At 60.0% G+C, this 21,286-nt stretch carries 17 protein-coding genes; 6 read left to right on the top strand and 11 right to left on the bottom strand.

Translation table 11 applies throughout. The annotated features are described in order from the left end of the window. The coding region (locus PMI16_RS01885; RefSeq protein ID WP_007875821.1) for an alanine racemase C-terminal domain-containing protein at window positions 1-315 on the top strand (315 nt) is incomplete at its 5' end. Between the two features lies 1 nt (window position 316). Then, window positions 317-1,693 carry a DNA repair protein RadA gene (gene radA, locus PMI16_RS01880; protein WP_007875819.1) on the top strand — a complete coding sequence of 459 codons (1,377 nt, stop codon included), beginning with the start codon at window positions 317-319 and terminating at the stop codon, window positions 1,691-1,693. A gap of 59 nt (window positions 1,694-1,752) precedes the next feature. Here radA and PMI16_RS01875 read toward each other — a convergent pair whose 3' ends face one another. From PMI16_RS01875 to ompR, 3 genes are read right to left on the bottom strand one after another with little or no spacing between them, the layout of a single operon-like run. Then, on the bottom strand, window positions 1,753-2,295 hold the full coding sequence (locus PMI16_RS01875; protein ID WP_007875817.1) for a flagellar protein FlhE: 543 nt from the start codon (window positions 2,293-2,295) through the stop codon (window positions 1,753-1,755). A gap of 26 nt (window positions 2,296-2,321) precedes the next feature. After that, window positions 2,322-3,680, bottom strand: a complete 1,359-nt coding sequence (locus PMI16_RS01870) for a sensor histidine kinase (protein WP_007875814.1) — start codon at window positions 3,678-3,680, stop codon at window positions 2,322-2,324. Between the two features lie 53 nt (window positions 3,681-3,733). Continuing rightward, window positions 3,734-4,489, bottom strand: coding sequence for an osmolarity response regulator transcription factor OmpR (gene ompR / locus PMI16_RS01865; protein ID WP_007875813.1), 756 nt, complete (start codon window positions 4,487-4,489; stop codon window positions 3,734-3,736). Window positions 4,490-4,657: 168 nt separating this feature from the next. Here ompR and PMI16_RS01860 point away from each other — a divergent pair, with 168 nt between their 5' ends. Continuing rightward, window positions 4,658-4,927, top strand: coding sequence for a hypothetical protein (locus PMI16_RS01860; RefSeq protein ID WP_007875812.1), 270 nt, complete (start codon window positions 4,658-4,660; stop codon window positions 4,925-4,927). A 59-nt stretch (window positions 4,928-4,986) separates the two neighbouring features. Here the strand turns inward: PMI16_RS01860 and PMI16_RS01855 are convergent, their stop codons facing one another. The 8 genes from PMI16_RS01855 to dapC form a co-directional block, all read right to left on the bottom strand. After that, the gene (locus tag PMI16_RS01855; RefSeq protein WP_007875810.1) at window positions 4,987-5,643 is read right to left on the bottom strand and encodes an amino acid ABC transporter permease; all 657 of its coding nucleotides are present in this window, start codon (window positions 5,641-5,643) and stop codon (window positions 4,987-4,989) included. Window positions 5,644-5,723: 80 nt separating this feature from the next. After that, complete coding sequence (locus PMI16_RS01850) at window positions 5,724-6,530, bottom strand: cystine ABC transporter substrate-binding protein (RefSeq protein ID WP_007875808.1); 807 nt, start codon at window positions 6,528-6,530, stop codon at window positions 5,724-5,726. A 314-nt stretch (window positions 6,531-6,844) separates the two neighbouring features. Then, window positions 6,845-8,863 carry an ATP-binding cassette domain-containing protein gene (locus tag PMI16_RS01845; protein ID WP_007875807.1) on the bottom strand — a complete coding sequence of 673 codons (2,019 nt, stop codon included), beginning with the start codon at window positions 8,861-8,863 and terminating at the stop codon, window positions 6,845-6,847. 64 nt (window positions 8,864-8,927) lie between these two features. Next, a complete protein-coding gene (prmB, locus tag PMI16_RS01840) occupies window positions 8,928-9,821 on the bottom strand; it encodes a 50S ribosomal protein L3 N(5)-glutamine methyltransferase (RefSeq protein ID WP_007875806.1) in 894 nt (297 codons plus the stop codon). 67 nt (window positions 9,822-9,888) lie between these two features. Then, a complete protein-coding gene (gene dapE, locus PMI16_RS01835; protein WP_007875800.1) occupies window positions 9,889-11,016 on the bottom strand; it encodes a succinyl-diaminopimelate desuccinylase in 1,128 nt (375 codons plus the stop codon). 15 nt (window positions 11,017-11,031) lie between these two features. Continuing rightward, window positions 11,032-11,394: an ArsC family reductase gene (locus PMI16_RS01830; protein WP_007875796.1), complete on the bottom strand. Its 363-nt coding sequence runs from the start codon at window positions 11,392-11,394 to the stop codon at window positions 11,032-11,034. 115 nt (window positions 11,395-11,509) lie between these two features. Then, on the bottom strand, window positions 11,510-12,346 hold the full coding sequence (gene dapD / locus PMI16_RS01825) for a 2,3,4,5-tetrahydropyridine-2,6-dicarboxylate N-succinyltransferase (RefSeq protein WP_007875794.1): 837 nt from the start codon (window positions 12,344-12,346) through the stop codon (window positions 11,510-11,512). Window positions 12,347-12,450: 104 nt separating this feature from the next. Further along, entirely contained in the window at window positions 12,451-13,659 is a 1,209-nt protein-coding gene (gene dapC / locus PMI16_RS01820; RefSeq protein ID WP_007875791.1) for a succinyldiaminopimelate transaminase, read from the bottom strand. A 276-nt stretch (window positions 13,660-13,935) separates the two neighbouring features. Here dapC and PMI16_RS01815 point away from each other — a divergent pair, with 276 nt between their 5' ends. From PMI16_RS01815 to PMI16_RS01805, 3 genes are all read left to right on the top strand, one after another. Next, window positions 13,936-15,687 carry a methyl-accepting chemotaxis protein gene (locus PMI16_RS01815; protein WP_007875789.1) on the top strand — a complete coding sequence of 584 codons (1,752 nt, stop codon included), beginning with the start codon at window positions 13,936-13,938 and terminating at the stop codon, window positions 15,685-15,687. A gap of 241 nt (window positions 15,688-15,928) precedes the next feature. After that, window positions 15,929-19,456, top strand: a complete 3,528-nt coding sequence (gene smc, locus PMI16_RS01810) for a chromosome segregation protein SMC (protein ID WP_081493347.1) — start codon at window positions 15,929-15,931, stop codon at window positions 19,454-19,456. A gap of 418 nt (window positions 19,457-19,874) precedes the next feature. Continuing rightward, on the top strand, window positions 19,875-21,269 hold the full coding sequence (locus tag PMI16_RS01805; protein WP_007875785.1) for a cell division protein ZipA C-terminal FtsZ-binding domain-containing protein: 1,395 nt from the start codon (window positions 19,875-19,877) through the stop codon (window positions 21,267-21,269). The last annotated feature ends 17 nt before the right edge of the window (window positions 21,270-21,286 follow it).

The raw sequence follows: 21,286 nt of genomic DNA, 5'->3' as shown, positions 1-21,286 counted from the left end.
GCCAGCCGCTTCGTCGCTGACAAACCGATGAAAATCGGCGTCGTGGCCTGCGGCTATGCCGACGGCTATCCGCGCCATGCGCCCAACAACACGCCGGTCGTGGTCGACGGCGTCAAGACCGGTACCGTCGGTCGCGTGTCCATGGACATGCTGACGGTGGACCTGACGCATATCCCGCATGCCGGCGTCGGCAGCCATGTCGTCTTATGGGGCGAAGCCTTGCCGATCGATGAGGTCGCCTTCGCGGCGGGCACCATCGGCTATGAATTGATGTGCGCCCTGGCGCCGCGCGTGACCGTCCGGGAAAAGAACTGATATGGCAAAGGCCAAAACCAATTACACCTGCACCGAATGCGGCGGCATCAGCAATAAATGGGCGGGGCAGTGCCCGGCCTGCGGTCAGTGGAATACGCTGGTGGAAACGCTGATCGAGCCGGCCGGCGCCAACCGTTATTCGAATCAGCATCAGGGCCTGGCACAGACGGCGCCGGTGCTATCGCTGGTCGACATCGAGGCAATCGACGTGCCGCGCTTCGGCACCGGCATCGAAGAATTCGACCGCGTCCTGGGCGGCGGCCTGGTGCCGGGCGGCGTGGTGCTGATAGGCGGCGATCCGGGCATCGGCAAGTCGACGCTGTTGTTGCAGGCGCTGGCGAATATTTCCAAACTCAAACAGGTCCTGTACGTCAGCGGCGAAGAATCGGGTTCGCAGATCGCCTTGCGCGCCAAGCGTCTGGCGGTCGACGCCAGGGATCTCAAGCTGCAGGCGGAAATCCAGCTGGAAAAAATCCTGTCGACGCTGGCCGAACACAAGCCGGATGTCGCCGTCATCGATTCGATTCAGACGGTTTATTCGGATGCCTTGACTTCGGCGCCCGGCTCGGTGGCGCAGGTGCGTGAATGCGCGGCGCAGCTGACGCGCTTTGCCAAGACGTCCGACACCACCATCATCATGGTCGGCCACGTGACCAAGGAGGGCGCACTGGCCGGTCCGCGCGTGCTGGAGCATATCGTCGACACGGTGCTGTATTTCGAAGGCGACACGCACTCCAGTTTCCGTCTGGTGCGGGCGTTCAAGAACCGTTTCGGTGCAGTCAATGAACTGGGCGTGTTCGCCATGACGGAAAAGGGACTCAAGGGAGTGTCCAATCCGTCGGCGCTGTTTTTGTCGCAGCATGACAATCAGGTGCCGGGTTCTTGCGTCATGGTCACGCAAGAAGGCACGCGTCCTTTGCTGGTGGAAATTCAGGCATTGGTCGATAGCTCGCATGTTCCCAACGCACGTCGTTTGTCGGTTGGCCTGGAGCAGAATCGTCTTGCCATGTTGCTGGCGGTATTGCATCGCCACGCCGGTATCGCCGCGTTCGATCAGGATGTATTCATCAATGCCGTCGGCGGCGTCAAAATCACCGAACCGGCGGCCGACCTTGCCGTGCTGCTGGCGATCAATTCCTCCATGCGCAACAAGCCGTTGCCGCGCGGTCTGGTGGTGTTCGGCGAAGTCGGACTGGCGGGCGAGATCCGTCCGGCGCCGCGCGGTCAGGAGCGTCTGCGCGAAGCGGCCAAGCTGGGTTTTTCCATCGCCATGATTCCGAAAGCAAACGCACCCAAGCAAGAGGTCGAAGGGCTGAAAGTCGTTGCGGTGGAGCGCATCGACGAGGCCTTGCAGAAAATTCGCAACATCGACGAATAGGCGGAAAACAAACGGAAAACAAGCGGGCCGTCGTCGGCCGCTTGTCTCCCGGACCGGCTTTATCCCGGCAGCTCGTAGGTCACGATGAGTTGATTCATTTCGCCCTGTGCCGGCGGCCCCAGCGGGCCACTGCCTCTGACGCGATAATGCAGCGTGAATGGCTGGGCGGCATCCTTGCCGTTGAAGGCCGGCGTATTGCCGCTGGCGCTGTTGGTCACATTCCAGCAGCGCTGTTGATTGTTCCAGCACAGCACGGCTTCAAAGCCTGCCGGTTTGCCCGACAAGCCGTAGCGCCATGACACATTGCTGATCGTACTGCCCGCAGGCACGGGGACATTGATCCTGAAGGTCGTTTCGTAGTCGGCATTTTTTGCCAGAATGGTGGCACCCATGGCGTCGGAGGCATAGGAGCCGCTGGGCCGGTTGCGATTCCCAGGGGCAGGGGGATAGACCGCAGGTGCGGCGGATGTCGTGCTTGTCGCAGCCACGGGCAGATCGCCGATCGATGGCGTAGCCGCAGGTTGTATGCTCAGCGTGCGATCGACGCGTGCCTGGGCAAACGCCATGCCGCCGTTCATACACGCGATCGTCAATAACATCATGGCTGATCGGCCCGGGTGCTGCAATCTCATGATCCTGCTTGCTTGCGCGACGGTTGGGGGAAAATCATCTGCACCACCAAACCACCGCCTTCGCGATTGCGCAGATGCAATTTGCCGTTGTGGCGAATCACAATCCGATTCACGATGGCCAGCCCCAGACCGGAACCGTTGGCCTGGCCGCGTGCAGTGTCGAGCCGGGTGAAGGGACGCAGCAGGCGTTCCAGCTCGCTTTCCGGCGCGCCGACGCCGTGATCGGCGATCTCCACCTTGACGTTGTGGCCTTCCAGCTTGCACAGGATGTCGATATCGGCGATGTCCGTGTCGGGCGTCTTGCCATAGCGGCGCGCGTTCTCGATCAGATTGCCGATCGTACGTTCGAGTTCGACGGTGTTGCCCATGATTTCCAGACCCGGCATGATTGCTGTCGTGACACGTACTTCGTTCTGACGTTTGCTGTGGTTGGCGGCGTCTTCGAGCAGGCCGGACAGATCGACAGGGGTAAAGCTGCTGCTGTCGAACGGTTTTGCATAGTCGAGGAACTGACCGATGATGGCATCCATTTGCGCCAGGTCTGCATGCATGCCGTCGCGCGCGTCGTCGGAGAGCTGGGCCATTTCGACTTCCAGCTGCATGCGCGCCAGCGGCGTGCGCAAGTCATGTGAAATGCCGGCGAGAATCACGGCGCGATCGGATTCGATGCGATTGAGGTCGTCGACCATCTGGTTGAAACTGCCGTTGGCTTCCCTGATTTCGGTCGGTCCGGATTCCGGCAACGGATCGGGCTGCTTGCCTTTGGCGATGGCCCGCGCAGCGGCCGTCAGGCGTGCCAGCGGTTGGTTGATCAGCGTCGAAATGAATACGGCGCCGATCAGCGACAGCACCAGCGCAATCGAGGCCCAGCCCAGCCATTGCAGGCTGGAAGTGCGGTCAAGGCGACCGCGGTCAAGCATGAGCCAGTAGGCGTCTTCATCGATCTTGAAGCTGATCCAGAAACCGTCGACATCGTTGACGCTGGACGAGAACTGCGTGTCCTCCCCCATCGCCTGTTTGACGTAATACTCCAGCTCGGGAAGCGCAGGCGAGTCGTCGGGCGGCGCGATCTTGTCCGACTTCTCCAGCGGATAGATGCGGATGCCTTCGTTGCTGGCGAGATCGAACAGCAGCTCGCGGCGCATCTCCGGAGCCGAGTGCGTCAACGCCGCGCGCGTGATCGTGACCACGGAAACGATTTGCGCGGCCAGTTGCTCGGCGCGCGGGCCGCGTTCCACCATGCGGAAGCTGGCCACCCACGCCACCATGCTGGCGGTGATCAGGAAGGTCAGCAAAAAAAAGGTGCGCCAGAACAGTCCGTTGCTGAACCATTTTTGGCGCGCTTGATAACTCATGGCGTGAATCCCGGTGGGCGGGTTCGATGGGTTCAATCGGCGCAACAAGCGCATCAGCGTGGTTTGCCCTCGGGGATGAAGACGTAGCCGAGACCCCACACAGTCTGAATATACAAAGGATTGGCCGGGTCGGGTTCGATCAGTTTGCGCAGACGCGAGATCTGCACGTCGAGGCTGCGGTCGAACACTTCATATTCACGGCCGCGCGCCATTTCCATCAGTTTTTCGCGCGACAGCGGTTGGCGCGCATTGCGGGCAAAGACTTTGAGGACGGAGAACTCACCGGTCGTGAGCGGAACGGTTTCGCCTTTTTTCTTCAGTGTGCGCGTGCCCAGATCGAGTACGAATTCTCCGAACTCGAAGGATTCGGGCGACTCCGACGGCGCTCCCGGCAGTTCGTCCGGACCTTTGCGACGCAGCACGGCGTTGATGCGCGCCACCAGTTCGCGTGGATTGAATGGTTTCGGCAGATAATCGTCGGCACCCATTTCGAGGCCGATGATGCGGTCCACGTCTTCGCCTTTGGCGGTGAGCATGATGATCGGCGTCTGGTCGCCGGCGCCGCGCAAACGGCGACAGATCGCCAGGCCGTCTTCACCGGGCAGCATCAGATCCAGTACCAGCAGATCGTAGCGTTCGCGGATCCAGAGTTTGTTCATCGCTTGCGCATTTTCAGCCGTGACCACGTTGAAGCCTTGTTCGGTCAGGTAGCGGCGCAACAGGTCGCGCAGACGGATGTCGTCATCCACCACCAGGACTTTGGATTGGTGGGCCGGCGTAGCGGGGGAGCTGGTGTTGTTCGTATTCATGGCGTTATGGTAGCGTCTTCACAGCGATCAGCAACATGTAAGCAGTCAAAGATTACAAACTGTTACATACCTTACCTTAATCATCTTATACCATCCGGCCTAGCAACCTACACTGGGTACATCGATGATGCACTTTGTCGTTGGTCCAAAATGTGGAAAAATGCCGTTATGGATATTGCTGTTTTTAAAAAACTTGGTGTTGTTGCTGCGATTGTATTGCTCGGCGCTACCGCTGCATTTGCGCGTCCTCCCGAACCTGGGCGCGGCATGCCGAATCAGCCGGGCGACTTTCGCAATCAGGGCGGCAACGGTGGCGGACGTCCGCCCCCGGAGCAAGACGTCAACCAGCGCCGGGGTAAGCTGAGCCCCGATGAACGCCGGGAATTGCGGCGCCAGATTGATGAAGCAGGACAGGACATTTATCGCGTCAAACGCTGATTTCTCCCAATGAAAAAAGCCCGGGCCTGATCGCCCGGGCTTTTTTTATTGGCGCAGCATTACTGGTGTGCGCGTTCCAGCCGACGCTCCAGGCGGTGTTGCAGGGCTTCGAAGCAAATGCTGAGAAACCAGTACACCATGGCTGCGGCGATATACAGCGGCAGGGGCCGGAAGGTCACCGCAATGATTTCCTTGGTCGACAGCATCAGTTCCGTGACCGTGATGACGGAGACCAGAGAGGTATCCTTGATCAGGCTGATCAAGGTATTGCTCATCGACGGCACCGCGATGCGGATTGCTTGCGGCACCACCACGTAGCGCAGAGTCTGGGTATAAGTCAGACCGAGGCTGTAGCTGGCGCTCCATTGGCCTTTGCCGACGCCGAGGATCGCGCCGCGCAGGCTTTCCGACAGATAGGCGCCGGCGTTCAGGCTCAGCGTCAGCACGCCGGCCATGAGCGGCGAAAACTCGATGCCGACGCTCGGCAAGCCGTAATAGACCACGAAAATCTGTACCAGCAGCGGCGTGCCGCGCATCAGGCTGACATAGACGGCAGCAGGCCAATGGACGAATCTCCACGGCACGATGCGCGCGACTGCCAGCACAAATCCCAGGACCAGGCCGCCGACCATCGACGACAAGGCAAACAACAGCGTGTAGCCCGTGCCTTTGAGCATGATCGGCGCTGCCTGGTGCAGCAAATCCCATATTTCCATTTTCGTCGACGCAATAAAAATATCCCCGCATTGATGCGGGGATATCGATTTCAGGAGAGCTCGGTGACTTACTCAATAACTCATTGTGCGGCTGGCGGCTTGCTCACGTCAATGCCAAACCACTTGATCGACGCTTGCTTGAAGCTGCCGTCCTTCTGGATGTCGGCCAACGCCTTGTTCAGGGCGGCCTTGAATTGCGGGTTGCCCTTCTGGAACGGGATGCCGATCTTGTCGATGGTGCCGATCGGCGAGCCGCCCTTGAGCGGCAGGTTCGACGATTTCAGCAGGTAGCCGACCAGCAGGCTGTCGTTCAGTGCAGCGTCGATGCGGCCGCTGGCCAGGTCGGCCAGGTATTCAGGCGAACCGGGATAGGTCTTGACGTCGATGCCGGGAACGCTCTTGGCTTTTTGTTCGAAGTTGGTGCCCTGGCCCAGGCCCAGTTTTTTGCCTTTCAGGTCTTCCAGGCTCTTGAAGTCGCGCTTTTCATCCTTGCGCACGATCAGCTGCGCGCTCGACAGGGTGTACGGATCGGAGAAGTCGAACGCCTTTTGACGCTCATCGGTAATGCCGACCTGATTGATGATGACGTCGTACTTGCCGGCGCCCAGGCCTGCCAGGATACCGCTCCACTCCGTGGTGGTGAATTCGGGTTTCAGGCCCAGCTTGGCTGCCAGCAACTTGGCGACATCGACTTCAAAACCGGTCAGTTCGCTGGTTTTCGGATCTTTGAAGTTGAAGGGCGGATAATTGCCTTCCAGGGCCACTTTCAGCGTGCCGCGCGCTTTGACGGTATCGAGCAGGTCGGCAGCATGCGCACCGACGGTTGCGCCAACCAGCAGCAGGCCGGCCAGTAGCGGAGACAGTTTGCGGAGTGTTTTGGATGTCATGTCTGTTCCTTTGGCGATAAATATATTGATCGGTGGAAATCCGATATGCGAGCAGCTTAATCGCTTTGCAAGCTAAGCTCAAAGACATCTATGTAAGAAGTTTATATGGAGAGGCTGGAGAAAAGACGATCTGGCGTTGTTGCATCTCCTTGCCGTAGCACCGCTACGACGCGTCGCCGCGCCTAGACAGCCAACGCCTGCCACGCGTTCGCACTCGTAGATTTAATGTGAGCAGGCCCTAGCGTACTGCCTGCGTCGATACGCCTAGCCAGCTCGCCTTTTCTCCAGCCTTTTGACGCTGAGTATTAAAAACATCAAGCCAATATCTGTTCCAGCGCTTCCTGCTGCCCCAGCCAGTCTTCTTCCAGCTGTTCCAGTTCCTTGGTGCAATAAGCCTGGTCTGTGATCAGCGTCTTCAGCTCTTCCTTGTTGGCGGCGTCGTAGATGGCCGGATCGGCCAGGCGTGCATCGATGACGGCTTTCTTTTCGTTGCATTTGGCGATCTGCTCTTCCAATCGCTTGATGCGCGACTCGATCGGTTTTTTCAAACCGGCCAGGCGCTGGCGTTCTTCGGCGTCGAGCCTTTTTTGTTCACGGCGGTCGCCGACGGGAACGACGGCAGCGGCAACCGGCTCCGGCGCTTTCTTTTCGACTTTCGGCTCCACTTTCGGTTTGTTCGCAGCGGTTTGCGCAGCCTCTGCCGCACTGTTCTTGGCGGCCAGCTTGGTCTTGAACAGCCAGTCGCGGTAGTCGTCGAGGTCGCCGTCGAAGGGCTGCAACTTGCCGTCGGCGACGATCAGGAATTGGTCGGTGGTGGCGCGCAGCAGATGGCGATCATGGGATACCAGGACGAGCGTGCCTTCGAACTGCGCCAAGGCCATGGTCAGCGCTTCGCGTGTTTCCAGATCCAGATGGTTGGTCGGTTCATCGAGCAGCAGCAGGTTGGGGCGTTGCCAGACGATCAGCGCCAGCGCCAGGCGCGCCTTTTCACCGCCTGAAAACGGCGCGATGCTGGACGACGCCATGGTGCCGTTGAAGTTGAAGCTGCCGAGGAAGTTGCGCAGTTCCTGCTCGCGCACGTCGGGAGCGATGCGCGCCAGATGCCACAGCGGCGACTCGTCGTGGCGCAGCATTTCTACCTGATGCTGGGCGAAGTAGCCGATCACCAGGCCCTTGCCGAACTGGGCGGTGCCTGCGATCGGGTCGAGTTCGTTGGCGATGGTTTTGATCAGCGTCGACTTGCCGGCGCCGTTAACGCCGAGCAGGCCGATGCGCTGGCCGGTCTGCAGCGAAAAATCGATGCCGCCGACGATGATCTTTTCGCTGATGGCATAAGTCTCGGGATCTTCAATGCGATAACCGGCGTTGACCTTTTCCATGACCAGCAGCGGATTCGGCGCCGACAACGGTTCGCGGAATTCGAACGAAAACTCCGCCGCCGCGCGCAGGGGCGCCAGTTCCTCCATCTTCGCCAGGGCCTTCATGCGGCTTTGCGCCTGTCTGGCTTTGCTGGCCTTGGCCTTGAAGCGATCGATGAAGGAATGCAAATGGGCGCGCTGGCGCATCTGCTTCTCGATCATGCCGGCCGCCAGTTCCAGCTGTGCCGCTCGTTGACGTTCGAATGCCGAGTAGTTGCCGGAATAGCGTTTCAGCTTGCGGTCGTCGATATGCACGATCACGTTGACCACGCCGTCGAGGAAATCGCGATCATGGGAGATGATGATCAGCGTGCCGGCGTAGCGTTTGAGCCAGTCTTCCAGCCAGATGATGGCGTCCAGATCCAGGTGATTGGTCGGTTCGTCAAGCAGCAGCAAATCGGACGGGCACATCAGCGCCTGCGCCAGATTCAGGCGCATGCGCCAACCGCCCGAGAAGCTCGCGACGGGGCGCTCCATTTGTTCCAGGGTGAAGCCCAGGCCGATCAGCAACTGCTCGGCGCGCGAGCGCACCGTGTAGACGTCTGCATCCGCCAGCGCGGCATAGAGTTCAGCGATATGGGTACCGTTCTCGGCGCTTTCCGGTTCTGCCTCGGCCGCAGCCAGTTGCGCTTCCAGGCGGCGCAAGGTGACGTCGCCGTCGATGGCGTATTCCACGGCAGGACGGTCGAGCGCAGGGGTTTCCTGGGCGACGTAGGCGACGCGCCATTTCGTTGGATAGTCGATGTTGCCCTGGTCGGCATGCAGTTCGCCGCGCAGCATGGCGAACAGGCTGGATTTGCCGGCGCCGTTGGCGCCGATGAGGCCGATCTTGTCGCCCGGGTTGAGCGTAAGGTCGACATTCTCCAGCAGCGGCTTGACGCCGCGGGCCAGGGAAACTTGCTGAAAACGAATCATCGTGGAACTGCAATCAAAGAAGAAAAAATCAGATTAAAACGAAGCTGAAAGGAAACGCAAAGAATCACGCCAGATGCTGCAACTGATCTGCCGTCAGCAGGAACACCATATCGTCGCCGGCGCTGGTCGAGACCCAGGTCAATTCCAGTCCGGGGAAAGCGGCTTCGGCGTGGGCGCGCTCGTTGCCGATTTCGACGATCAGCACGCCGTTCGGGGTCAGCCGTTGTGCGGCGCCCTTGACGATCTTGCGCACCAGGTCCATGCCGTCCTTGCCGCCGGCCAGCGCGATTTGCGGTTCCTGCAGGTATTCCTGCGGAAGCTTGCTCATCGAATCCGAATTGACGTAGGGTGGATTGCTGATGATCAGGTCGTACTTGCGCGCCGGCAGTTTGGTGTAAAGATCCGATTCGACCAGGCTGATGCGGCCGCCCAGCTCGTAGTCGTCGACGTTGCGGCGCGCCACTTGCAGCGCTTCCGGCGAGATGTCGACGGCGTCGACGCGGGCCTGCGGGAAAGCATCCGCGAGCAGGATCGGCAGGCAGCCGGAGCCGGTGCACAGATCGAGGATATTGGCGACTTGCGCCGGATCCTGCACCCATGGCGAAAAGTGTTCCGGAATCAGTTCGGCGATGAACGAACGCGGCACGATCACGCGCTCATCGACAAAGAAGCGATAACCGCCCAGCCAGGCTTCGTTGGTGATGTAAGCGGCGGGAATGCGGTCCTCGGTGCGGCGCATGATGACGCGCAGCAGATTGTCGATCTCGCCTTGCAGCAGGCGCGCATCGAGGAAAGGCTCCAATTGGTCCAGCGGCAGCTTGAGCGTGTGCAGGATCAGGTAGGCGGCTTCATCGAAGGCATTGTTGGTGCCGTGACCGAAGAACAGCTTCTCCGTATTGAAGCTCGTGATGGCATAGCGCAGGATGTCGCGCACGGTAGCGAAATTGTTTGGTGTCATGATCGATATTCTCGGTCTGTACATGGAATAGGCCTTGGGGTTTGGTCTGCCGCCGGGAGTAGAAGAACTACAGCAACAGGTTTTCCATGGTGCGGCGATAAATGTTTTTCAGCGGATCGATGTAGCGTACTTCGATGTATTCGTCGATCTTGTGGATGCTGTCGTTGGGTGGTCCGAACTCGATCACCTGCGGACAGATCTGCGCAATGAAGCGTCCGTCGGAAGTGCCGCCGGTGGTCGACAGTTCGGTGTCGAGACCGGTTTCGGCCTTGATCGCCGACGACAGCGCATCGCTCAGGTTGCCGCGCGGCGTCAGGAAGGGGCGACCGCCGACGGTCCATTTCAGATCATAGTCAAAGCCGTGCTTGTCGAGGATGGCGTGTACGCGTTGCTGCAAACCTTCCACCGTGCTGGCGGTCGAGAAGCGGAAATTGAAGTCGATCACGACTTCGCCCGGAATCACGTTCGACGCGCCGGTGCCGCCGTGGATGTTCGACATCTGCCACGAGGTCGGCAGATAGTACTCGTTGCCTTCGTCCCATTGTTCGGCGACCAGATCGGCCAGTGCCGGCGCTGCCAGATGAATGGGATTCTTCGCCAGTTGCGGATAGGCGATGTGGCCCTGAATGCCCTTGACGACGAGCTTGCCGGACATGGTGCCGCGGCGGCCGTTCTTTATCATGTCGCCCAGCTGTTTGGCCGAGGTCGGTTCGCCGACGATGCAGTAATCGAGTTGCTCGCCGCGCGCTTTGAGCTTGTCGCAGACGATCACGGTGCCGTCGGTCGCCGGACCTTCTTCATCGCTGGTGATCAGGAAACCGATCGAGCCTTTGTGATCGGGGTGCGCGGCAACGAATTCTTCGACCGCGACCACCATCGCCGCAATCGAGGTCTTCATGTCGGACGCGCCGCGACCGAACAGCTTGCCGTCGCGCTGTGTCGGCACGAATGGCGGCGATTGCCATTTGTCGACCGGACCGGTCGGCACCACGTCGGTGTGTCCGGCAAAGGCCAGCAGCGGTTGCGCGGTACCCTTGCGCGCCCACAGGTTGGTGACGTCGCCGGACTGGATGGTTTCGCAGACGAAGCCGAGCGGCGCCAGCAGTTCAGCCAGGCGCGCCTGGCAGCCTTTGTCTTCCGGAGTGACGGAAGAGAGGGCGATCAGTTCCTGGGTCAGGGCAAGGGTTTTGCTCATGATGAATCCGTGCAATCAGTTCTTGAAAATCTGTTGATAAAGGTCTGCGGTAAAGCCGACGTGCGTGGGCTGGCCGCTGGCGTGCAGCACAGGACGTTTGACGATGGACGGCAGCTCGACCATCAGCGCGGTGGCGCTGGCGTTGTCGGTGATGCCGGCCTTGCGCTCGTCGGACAGGCCGCGCCAGGTCGTGCCTTTGCGATTGACCAGCGTGTCCCACGGAATGTCCTTGAGCCAGGTCTTGACCAGGCCGGCGTCGAGGCCGGCCTTCTTGAAATCGTGGAAGGTGTACGCGACGCCATTGGCGTCGAGCCAGATGCGCGCCTTCTTGACCGTGTCGCAGTTGGGAATGCCGTAGAGAATGACTTGCGTGCTCATGAAATCAACATCCTGTCTTACAAAAAGTGAAGGCCGGCGTCATGCCATGCCGGCCGTATTTCCTGGTTTGCTGCAAAGAAAATTGCCGACACGGGCCGGCAATTCGCGACGCCGGTTAAGCGCCGCGCAGCAGTTCGTTGATCGAGGTCTTCGAACGGGTTTGCGCGTCGACCTTCTTGACGATGATCGCAGCGTACAGGCTGTACTTGCCGTCTTTCGACGGCAGGTTGCCCGGCACCACGACGGAGCCGGCCGGTACGCGACCGTAATGCACTTCACCGGTTTCGCGATCGTAAATCTTGGTTGACTGGCCGATGTACACGCCCATCGACAGCACCGAGTTTTCTTCGATGATCACGCCTTCGACGACTTCCGAACGCGCGCCGATGAAGCAGTTGTCTTCGATGATGACCGGACCGGCTTGCACCGGCTCGAGCACGCCGCCGATGCCGACGCCGCCGGACAGATGGACGTTCTTGCCGATTTGCGCGGCGGAACCGACGGTGGCCCATGTATCGACCATCGCGCCTTCATCGACGTAAGCGCCGATATTGACGTAGGACGGCATCAGCACGACGTTCTTGCCGATGAAGGAGCCGTGACGGGCAACTGCCGGCGGCACCACGCGGAAGCCGCCCTTGGCGAAATCTTCAGCAGTGTAGTTGGCGAACTTGGTCGGGACCTTGTCGTAGAACTGCGGATAGCCGGGGATGCCGGAGCCGACAGGCACGTTGTCTTCCAGGCGGAACGACAGCAGGATGGCTTTCTTGACCCATTGGTTGACTTGCCATTGGCCGACGCTTTGGCGATCCGCCACGCGCAGGGTGCCTTCGTTCAGGCCGGCGATGACTTCCGCCACGGCGTTGCGGATGTCGGCAGGTGCGGTCTTTGGCGACAGGCTGGCGCGGTCTTCCCACGCCTGATCGATGATTTGCTGAATGGATTGGGTCATCTTTTTAGATCTCAGTTGGACTCAGTTGAAAATAAATAAAACCGGGAACGCGTTTCTTCGTGTGCTTGCACGCTGAAGAAGGCGCCCTGGGATGGCAGAGACGCCTAAGCGCCTGCCAGTTTGCGTGTGAAAGCGACGATACGTTGCGCCGCTTCCAGGCATTCTTCCACTTCGGCGACCAGCGCCATGCGAATGCGCTGCTGGCCCGGATTGACGCCGTTGGCTTCGCGCGCCAGATAACTGCCGGGCAATACCGTGACATTATATTCGGCATAGAGGCGCTTGGCGTATTCCGTGTCGCTGATCGAGGTCAGTTTATCGACCTTGGCCCACAGGTAGAAGCTGGCGTCCGGCAGGGACACGTCGAGCACTTCCTGCAGCAGCGGCGTGACCTGGCTGAATTTCTTGATGTATTTGGCGCGGTTTTCCTGCACATGGGTCTCGTCGTTCCAGGCGGCAATCGAGGCGTTCTGGATGGATGGGCTCATGGCGCCGCCGTGATAGGTGCGGTACAGCAAGAATTTCTTCAGGATCGCGGCGTCTCCTGCGACGAAGCCCGAGCGCATGCCCGGTACGTTGGAACGCTTCGACAGACTGGAAAAGGCAATCAGGCGGTCGTAGCCGCGACCCAGCTTGTGCGCCGCTTCCAGGCCACCCAGTGGCGCTTCTTCCTTGAAATAGATTTCCGAATAGCACTCGTCGGACGCGATCACGAAGCCGTAACGGTCGGACAGGTCGAACAGCTTCTTCCATTCTTCCAGCGACAACACGGCGCCGGTCGGGTTGCCCGGCGAACACAGGAACACCAGCTTGACGCGCGACCAGACATCGTCGGGCACCCGGCTGAAATCCGGCGCGAAGTTGCGTGCCGGATCCGAATTGACGAAGTAAGGCTGCGCCCCCGACAAATAAGCGGACCCTTCATAGATTTGATAGAAGGGATTGGGGCACATCACCAGCGCATCTTTTTGCGACGGGTCGACCACGGTCTGCGTCAGCGAGAACAGCGCCTCGCGCGAACCGTTGACCGGCAGCACTTGCGTGGCCGGATCGATTTTCGGCAGGCCGTAGCGGCGTTCCAGCCAGCCGGCAATGGCGCCGCGCAACGCTTCCGAGCCGATGGTGCTGGGATAGGACGCCAGGCCGGACAGGTTATCGGTCAGCGCTTGCTTGATGAACGCCGGCGTCGGATGTTTCGGTTCGCCGATGCCCAAGCTGATATGGCGATAGTCGGGATTGGGCGTGACGTCGGAAAACAGGTTCTTCAGTTTTTCGAACGGGTAGGGTTGCAGCTTGTCGAGTAATGGATTCACGGAGGGATTTACGCAAGAAGAGCGCCAGTGGATAAAGACAGGTTCTAAAACCTCGCCATTATAGCCTCCGGCGTTGCTTTTCTTCGAGATGGGTCGGAGAGGGGTGGCTGGTCGACAAGTGTTTTGGTCAGTTATTTGTCGGTGTTGCACTGCAAAAGCCACAATCGGATGACGGATACCGCCTTGTTCTCCCGATGTGCTTTCCACGAAGTAAGTTATCGTGATCACTCAAACAAGAAATCTCCCATTTAATTTGTCCGGAACGGAGTTGCAATAATGAAAACACTAAAGGCGAAGCTGTTGCTGGCCTTGGGCGTCATGTGGATAGGTCTGCTGGTGCTGGCGGCATGGTCGGCGCTCAATACGCGCCAAAACATGATCCATGAGCGCGAAGCCGGATTGAAGCGCGTAGTCGAAACCGCCGAAGGCATCCTGAAGAGCTATGCCGCGGAAGTCGCCGCCGGCAAGACCACATTGGAAGATGCCAAGAAAAACGCGCTGGCGCGGATTTCCTCCATGCGCTACGACAACGATAATTACATTTTCGTATTCGATTCCCAACCGGTCGTGCTGATGCACCCGACCAACAAGAGCGTGGTCGGCAAGAATGTCTCCGACCGCAAGGACAGCGACGGCAAACTCTATTACGTGGAGATGGTCAAGGTCGGCAAATCGCAGCAACGCGGTTTCGTCAATTACATGGGGCGCCTGCCGGGCGCCGACGACACCAACCGGACCCAGAAAGTCAGCTATCTGATCTATTACGAACCATGGGACTGGTTGCTGGTGTCGGGCGTGTTTCTCAACGACGTGGAAAGCGATTTTTATCAAAACCTGATGAAGCTGGCCGGCATCCTGATCGTGGTGGGCGTGGTGGTGTCGGCAATGATGCTGGCGATCATCCGCAACATCACGCGCAGCCTCGGCGGCGAACCTGCCTATGCGGTTGAAGTCGCCTCGGGGATCGCTTCCGGCAACCTGACCATGGCCATCAAAACGCGTCCCGGCGACAAGCGCAGCTTGCTGTACGAAATGAGCGCCATGCGCGAGCGCCTGTCGACGGTGATCGGCGGCATTCGCACGGGCACCGAATCCATCGACACCGGCGCCAAGGAAATCGCCGCCGGCAATCTCGACCTGTCTTCGCGTACCGAACAGCAAGCGGCATCGCTGGAAGAAACCGCTTCCAGCATGGAAGAATTGACTTCCACCGTGAAGCAGAACGCCGACAATGCACGCCAGGCCGGCCAATTGGCGAATACGGCCTCCGACATCGCCCGTCGTGGCGGCGATGTGGTCGGGCAGGTGGTCGAGACCATGCAAGGCATCACCGAAAGTTCACGCAAGATTTCCGACATCATCGGCGTGATCGACGGCATCGCTTTCCAGACCAATATTCTGGCGCTCAATGCAGCAGTGGAGGCGGCGCGCGCAGGCGAACAGGGCCGAGGTTTTGCCGTGGTCGCCAGCGAAGTGCGCAGCCTGGCGCAACGCAGCGCGCAAGCGGCGAAAGAGATCAAGGACCTGATCGAAGACTCCGTCACGCGCGTGGACAGCGGTTCGGATCTGGTGCAGCGCGCCGGGCAGACCATGGGCGAGGTGGTGGATGCGGTGCAGCGCGTGACCGACATCATGAGCGAGATTTCGGCTGCGACCGAAGAGCAGAGCAGCGGCATCGGCCAGGTCAACATGGCGATCACGCAAATGGATCAGACCACCCAGCAGAACGCGGCGCTGGTCGAGCAGGCCGCTGCAGCGGCAGGTTCTTTGGAGGAGCAAGCGCGTCGACTCAAGGAAGCGGTTGCCTTTTTCCAGACGGGTGACGTGGTGGCGTCCACGGCGGCGCCGGCGTTCGCCAGCCGTCCGGCGGCAAGTGCGACCAAGCCCGTTGCCAAAGCTGCAGGTGCCGTCCGCAAACCTGCACCGGCACGTAAGGCAGCCCCGGTTCGTGCATTGCCTGCCTCGCATGCAAAACCGGCTGCGTCGAAGTCAGCCGCCGGGGATGATGGCGATTGGGAAACCTTCTGAGTGCCGAGGCAGGGCTTTCCGGCCCGAGCACGGACTTCACCGGCTGACCCAAGCGGCTTGCCTGGGCGATCAGGCAAGCCGTTTCCATTCATTATTGCCATCCATTGCCAGCGTCCGGGAGAGCCGGGCCTGCGTTTGCAAGCCCTGATTTCAGCGGTTTTCCCTCCCGAAATGTTATGATACCGGGCTATTGCGGGCGAATTTGCCTGCTTTCGTCAAACTCTGTGAAATTGTAGATAACGTGCGCTTAAATTCCATTAAATTGTCCGGATTCAAGTCCTTCGTCGATCCGATGAATTTCCAGGTGCCGGGGCAGCTGGTAGGCGTGGTCGGCCCTAACGGCTGCGGCAAGTCCAACATCATCGATGCCGTGCGCTGGGTTCTGGGCGAGTCGAAAGCCTCCGAATTGCGCGGCGAATCGATGCAAGACGTCATCTTCAACGGCTCCACCAACCGCAAGCCGGCCGGGCGCGCTTCCGTCGAGCTGATCTTCGACAACGCCATGGGCAAGGCCGCAGGTCAATGGGGCCAGTACGCCGAAATCGCCGTCAAGCGCACGCTCACGCGCGACGGCACGTCCTCGTATTACATCAACAACCAGGCGGTGCGCCGTCGCGACATCCAGGACATCTTCCTCGGCACCGGTCTGGGTCCGCGCGCATACGCGATCATCGGGCAGGGCATGATTTCGCGCATCATCGAAGCGCGCCCTGAAGAGTTGCGCATCTTCCTGGAAGAAGCCGCCGGCGTATCGAAATACAAGGAACGCCGCCGCGAAACCGAAAATCGTCTGCACGACACGCGCGAAAACCTGACCCGCCTCGAAGATATCCTGCGCGAACTCAACAGCAACCTGGAAAAACTGGAAGCCCAGGCCGCCGTCGCCAAGAAGTTCAACGAACTCACCGCCGATCAGGAAGAGAAGCAAAAACTGCTGTGGTTGCTGCGCAAGAACGAAGCCAAGGCCGAGCAGGAAAAATACTTCCGCGAAATCGAACGCGCGCAGATCGACCTCGAAGAGCAAACCGCCAAGCTGCGCCATGTCGAGACCGAGCTGGAGCACATGCGCCAGGCGCACTACGGCGCCGGCGACCGCCTGCATACCGCGCAAGGCCATTTGTACCAGACCAATTCCGAAATCGGCAGCCTGGAAGCGCAGATCAAGTTCGTCATCGAATCGCGCAGCCGCCTGCAATCGCAACTGAATTCGCTGACCGCGCAACGCGATCAATGGCAGCGCCAGGGCACGCAGCATCAGGACGATCTGGCCGAAGCCGAGATCCAGCTGGAAGAGCAGGGCATGCGCGTCGAACAGGCGCAGCAGGCCGTGCAGGACGCCACCGACAAGGTGCCGACGCTGGAGCAGGCCTGGCGCGAAGCGCAGCTTAAAACAACCGAATCGCGCGGCAAGATCATGCAGATCCAGCAGCAGATCGAACTGGAGTCGGCGCATCAGCGCAACGCCTCCAACATCCTGTCCGGCCTGACCGTGCGTCGCGAGCGTCTGGTGCAGGAAAAGAGCGGCCTCAACATGCCCGACGACGCGCACCTGTCCAATCTCAAGCTGCAACTGGAAGAGAAGCAGGCCTCGCTCGAAGAAGCCTCGATGTACCTCGAAGAGGCGCAAGAGCAACTGCCCAAGCAGGAAGAAGAACGCCGCACCGCACAGGAACTGGTCAGCAAGGAAACCACCGAACTGGCGCAACTGGAAGCGCGCCTTTCCGCCCTGAAGCAATTGCAGGAAAGCGTGCAGACCCAAGGCAAGGTTCAGCCATGGCTGGAAAAGCACGAGCTGGCCAATCTGCCGCGCCTGTGGCAGAAGCTGCACATCGACGCCGGTTGGGAAACCGCGCTGGAATCCGTGCTGCGCGAACGCATGTCGGCGCTGGAAGTGTCGAACCTGGATTGGGCCAAGGCCTTCTTCAACGACGCGCCGCCGGCCAAGCTGGCGTTGTTCGCACCGAATCCGGCAGGCGTGCCTTCCGAACCGGCGCCAAATGGCCTGAAGCCTTTCATCAACCTGCTGCAACTCAATGACCCTGGCCTGCGTACGCTGATGCAGGACTGGCTGCACAACATCTTCATCGCCGACGACACCGCCAGCGCTTTCGTCGATCGCAGCAAGCTGCCGAACGGCGCCTTGTTCGTGACCCGGCAAGGCCACGTCGTGAGCCAGTCGAGCGTGCGTTTCTACGCCTCCGATTCGGAGCAGGACGGCATGCTGGCGCGCCAGCAGGAAATCGAAAACATCACCAAGCAGCAGCGTGCGCAATACATGCTGGCGGAAGAAGCCAAGTCGCGCGCGGTACGCGCCGATGCCGCCATGACCACCGCCACGCAACGCCTGCAGGAACTGCGTCAGCGCGTCGCCGGTTTGACGCAAGCCGCGCACAGCCTGCAGATCGAAGTGATGAAGCTGTCCGAAGTGCAGGAGCGCTTCAACCAGCGCAGCACGCAGATCGTCGCCGACCTGGCCGAAATCGAAGCGCAGGAAACCGAACAGCAGCAAATCAAGGCCGAGTCCGAAGCCAAGTTCGAGCAACTCGACGTCGAGCTGGCCGAGCTGCAGGAATCGCACGAAAACGGCCAGACCGACTATCTCGGCAAGGAGCAGCAACTCAACGACGCCCGCCAGCGCTTGCGCGAGCTGGAACGCGCCGCGCAGGAAACCGAGTTTGCGGAAAAATCGCAGCGCAACAAGATCGACGAACTCAAGCGCAACATCGCCACCGCGCTGGAACAGGCGGCGCAATTGTTTGCCAGCATGCAACAGGGCAGCCTGGAACTGGAAAGCCTCGACGACCAGGCGGCGCAAGCCGGTCTGCAATCGTTGCTGGACAAGCGTACCGACCAGGAACGCGCGCTCGCGGATGCCCGTCACGAACTCGATCAGTTGTCGCAAAAACTGCGTCAGCATGAAGAGGCGCGCCTGCAAAACGAGCGCAGCCTGCAACCGCAGCGCGACCGCATTACCGAACTGCAATTGAAGGAACAGGCCGCGCGCCTGAATCAGGAACAATTCACGGAAGCGCTGGCCAGTACCCAGGCCGACGAAGCGGCGTTGTCGGAGAAGCTGACCGACGACATGCGTCCATCCTATCTGCAAGGCGAAGTGACGCGCCTGACCAATGCGATCGCCGCATTGGGCGCGGTCAACCTGGCCGCGCTGGATGAGCTGGCGACCGCATCCGAGCGCAAGAACTTCCTCGACGCCCAGCACGCCGACCTCAACGAAGCGATCACCACGCTGCAGGATGCGATCCACAAGATCGACATCGAAACCCGCGGTTTGCTGCAAGACACCTTCGACAAGGTCAACGGTCATTTCGCCGAACTGTTCCCGATCCTGTTCGGCGGCGGCCAGGCCAAGCTGATCATGACCGGCGACGAAATCCTCGACTCCGGCGTGCAGGTCATGGCGCAGCCGCCCGGCAAGAAGAACGCCACGATTCACCTGCTGTCCGGCGGTGAAAAGGCGCTGACCGCGACGGCCCTGGTGTTTTCGATGTTCCAGCTCAATCCGGCGCCGTTCTGTTTGCTGGACGAAGTGGATGCGCCGCTGGACGACGCCAATACCGAGCGCTTCTGCAACATGGTCAAGCGCATGTCGTCGAACACGCAATTCCTGTTCATCTCGCATAACAAGATCGCGATGGAAATGGCCAATCAGCTGATCGGCGTGACCATGCAGGAACAGGGTGTATCGCGTATCGTTGCGGTGGACATGGAAGCGGCGGCCAATTTCACGTCCGAGGTGCAGGCGGCCTGACGGGAAAGAAAAGGAGTGGCGCGAGTTCGGTGATTCGTCGATTTGCGCCGCTTTAGTGCAAGGCTTGCGCAGCTTGACAAGCCTATAACGGAACACTACCCTAAACAGCTTGTCATACAAGGGCTTCAGCAGGGCTTCAACAGGCTTGTAACCAAGCTTTTAACGCGACGCTTGCAAAGCGATTCAGGCAAAAAATAACAAGATGGTAACGACAGGGTTGTATCGGAGTTGCATGGTTTTGCAGCAGCATTTCATTCCAGTTTCTGTCGACTCTCAGGAATCCATAAAGACAAGCTATGACCAGTTTTATCGAACCGAACATGTTTGACCGTGTTGATCTGGCGCGTTGCGCCGGTCCAGTGACGAGCCGCGCCGCCGCGCGCGTCACTTTCAAGAAAAATTCCAAGGTGCATTCGGCATGACAGATCTCCAGACCAGTCTGATCGTCATCGGTGGCGTGATCGTCGTCGGTGTGATCTCCTATAACAAATGGCAAGAACACAAGACGCGCAAGACCGTCGAGCGTGCTTTTTCGTCGGATCATGACGATGTGCTGATGAACGCCGATGCGCAGTCTCAGCCCCTGCAGCCTCAGTCGCCTGCGCAGAAAACGTATCAGCCCGTGTCGGCAGCGTCGGCCTCCGCCTCCGCCCCTGCGGTAGCGGCCATGCCTGCTGCAGCGCCCGTGCAAACCGCGCCGATGGCGAAATCACCTGCGTCCATGTATGAGGACGACAGGCTCGAACCGGAATTGTACGAACGACCAAAGCCGGTGCCGGGGGCACAGATCAATCAGCCGCTCAATCAACAGACTGAGCCGCAGTTTTCAGCATCCGAAGAACCGATCGAGCCTTATCTGTCGCTCGATACGCCGATTGACAGCCATTCCGACTATCCGGCCGACCCGCTGGGCACGGACGAGCTGGAAGCCGATCTGAGCCACGTCGAAGCTTCGCTCAGCGATTCGGCCATGTACGCCGGTGAACCGGGTGCGGAACCTGCCGCTGCTCAACCGCAGCGGGAGTTGCCGGTGGACGAACTGGTCGACTGTATCATCCCCATCGCGCTGGAACTGTCCGTGCGTGGCGAAAAGATTCTGCCGGGCGTGCAAAACCTGCGCCATGTCGGCAACAAGACCGTGAATTTCGTCGGCCGCACCGTGGACGGCGAATGGGAAGCGATCAGCCACGGCAGCGTGTACAACGCCTTGCTGGCGGGCGCGCAGCTGGCCAACCGCAACAACGCCCTGAACGAGCTGGAGTATTCCGAGCTGATCATGCGCTTGCGCGAGTTCACCGACTCCATCGGCGCCGAGCCGGAAGTCCCGGACATGATCGACGTCATGAAAACGGCGCAAGCGCTGCATCAGTTCATCATGGACCACGACGTGCAACTGGGCGTCAACGTCCGCTCCAACGGCGCACCATGGAACGTCAGCACCTTGCTGGCCGCGCTCACCCGCCAGGGTTTCGACCGTCGCACGGACGGCCATCTTGTGATGCAGGATGGCGAGGGTGAAGTCTTGTTCTCCATGTCGACCAACGCCACCGGCGCCGCGGAAACCACCGATCGCCTGACCTTGTTGCTGGATGTGCCGCGTGTCGGTTCGGCCCGCGACGGTTACGGCGCCATGATCGCTTGCGCGCGTTCCCTGGCGATGCGCCTGGGCGGCACGGTGGTCGACGACAGCGACCAGTTGCTGTCGGATGCGGCATTGAGCGATATCGCCGAGCAGGTCGCCGCGTTCTACAGCGCCATGGAATCGGCCGAGATTCCCGCCGGCTCCAAGCGCGCCATGCGTCTGTTCAGTTAAGCCTGAGCGCTTCCTTA

It is taken from the genome of Herbaspirillum sp. CF444, assembly GCF_000282135.1.
In the GTDB taxonomy this organism is placed as follows: domain Bacteria; phylum Pseudomonadota; class Gammaproteobacteria; order Burkholderiales; family Burkholderiaceae_D; genus Herbaspirillum.
The sequence above is the reverse complement of the archived record's forward strand: the minus strand, read 5'-3'. Positions and strand labels throughout refer to the sequence as shown.

What these genes read in the sequence shown, in the direction of transcription:
- dapD (WP_007875794.1), bottom strand. Translation starts at nt 12,346, where the DNA reads ATGACCCAATCCATTCAGCAAATCATCGATCAGGCGTGGGAAGACCGC.
- PMI16_RS01845 (WP_007875807.1), bottom strand. Translation starts at nt 8,863, where the DNA reads ATGATTCGTTTTCAGCAAGTTTCCCTGGCCCGCGGCGTCAAGCCGCTG.
- PMI16_RS01815 (WP_007875789.1), top strand. Translation starts at nt 13,936, where the DNA reads ATGAAAACACTAAAGGCGAAGCTGTTGCTGGCCTTGGGCGTCATGTGG.
- PMI16_RS01805 (WP_007875785.1), top strand. Translation starts at nt 19,875, where the DNA reads ATGACAGATCTCCAGACCAGTCTGATCGTCATCGGTGGCGTGATCGTC.
- ompR (WP_007875813.1), bottom strand. Translation starts at nt 4,489, where the DNA reads ATGAATACGAACAACACCAGCTCCCCCGCTACGCCGGCCCACCAATCC.
- PMI16_RS01855 (WP_007875810.1), bottom strand. Translation starts at nt 5,643, where the DNA reads ATGGAAATATGGGATTTGCTGCACCAGGCAGCGCCGATCATGCTCAAA.
- PMI16_RS01830 (WP_007875796.1), bottom strand. Translation starts at nt 11,394, where the DNA reads ATGAGCACGCAAGTCATTCTCTACGGCATTCCCAACTGCGACACGGTC.
- PMI16_RS01875 (WP_007875817.1), bottom strand. Translation starts at nt 2,295, where the DNA reads ATGATGTTATTGACGATCGCGTGTATGAACGGCGGCATGGCGTTTGCC.
- PMI16_RS01870 (WP_007875814.1), bottom strand. Translation starts at nt 3,680, where the DNA reads ATGAGTTATCAAGCGCGCCAAAAATGGTTCAGCAACGGACTGTTCTGG.
- prmB (WP_007875806.1), bottom strand. Translation starts at nt 9,821, where the DNA reads ATGACACCAAACAATTTCGCTACCGTGCGCGACATCCTGCGCTATGCC.
- radA (WP_007875819.1), top strand. Translation starts at nt 317, where the DNA reads ATGGCAAAGGCCAAAACCAATTACACCTGCACCGAATGCGGCGGCATC.
- PMI16_RS01860 (WP_007875812.1), top strand. Translation starts at nt 4,658, where the DNA reads ATGGATATTGCTGTTTTTAAAAAACTTGGTGTTGTTGCTGCGATTGTA.
- PMI16_RS01850 (WP_007875808.1), bottom strand. Translation starts at nt 6,530, where the DNA reads ATGACATCCAAAACACTCCGCAAACTGTCTCCGCTACTGGCCGGCCTG.
- dapE (WP_007875800.1), bottom strand. Translation starts at nt 11,016, where the DNA reads ATGAGCAAAACCCTTGCCCTGACCCAGGAACTGATCGCCCTCTCTTCC.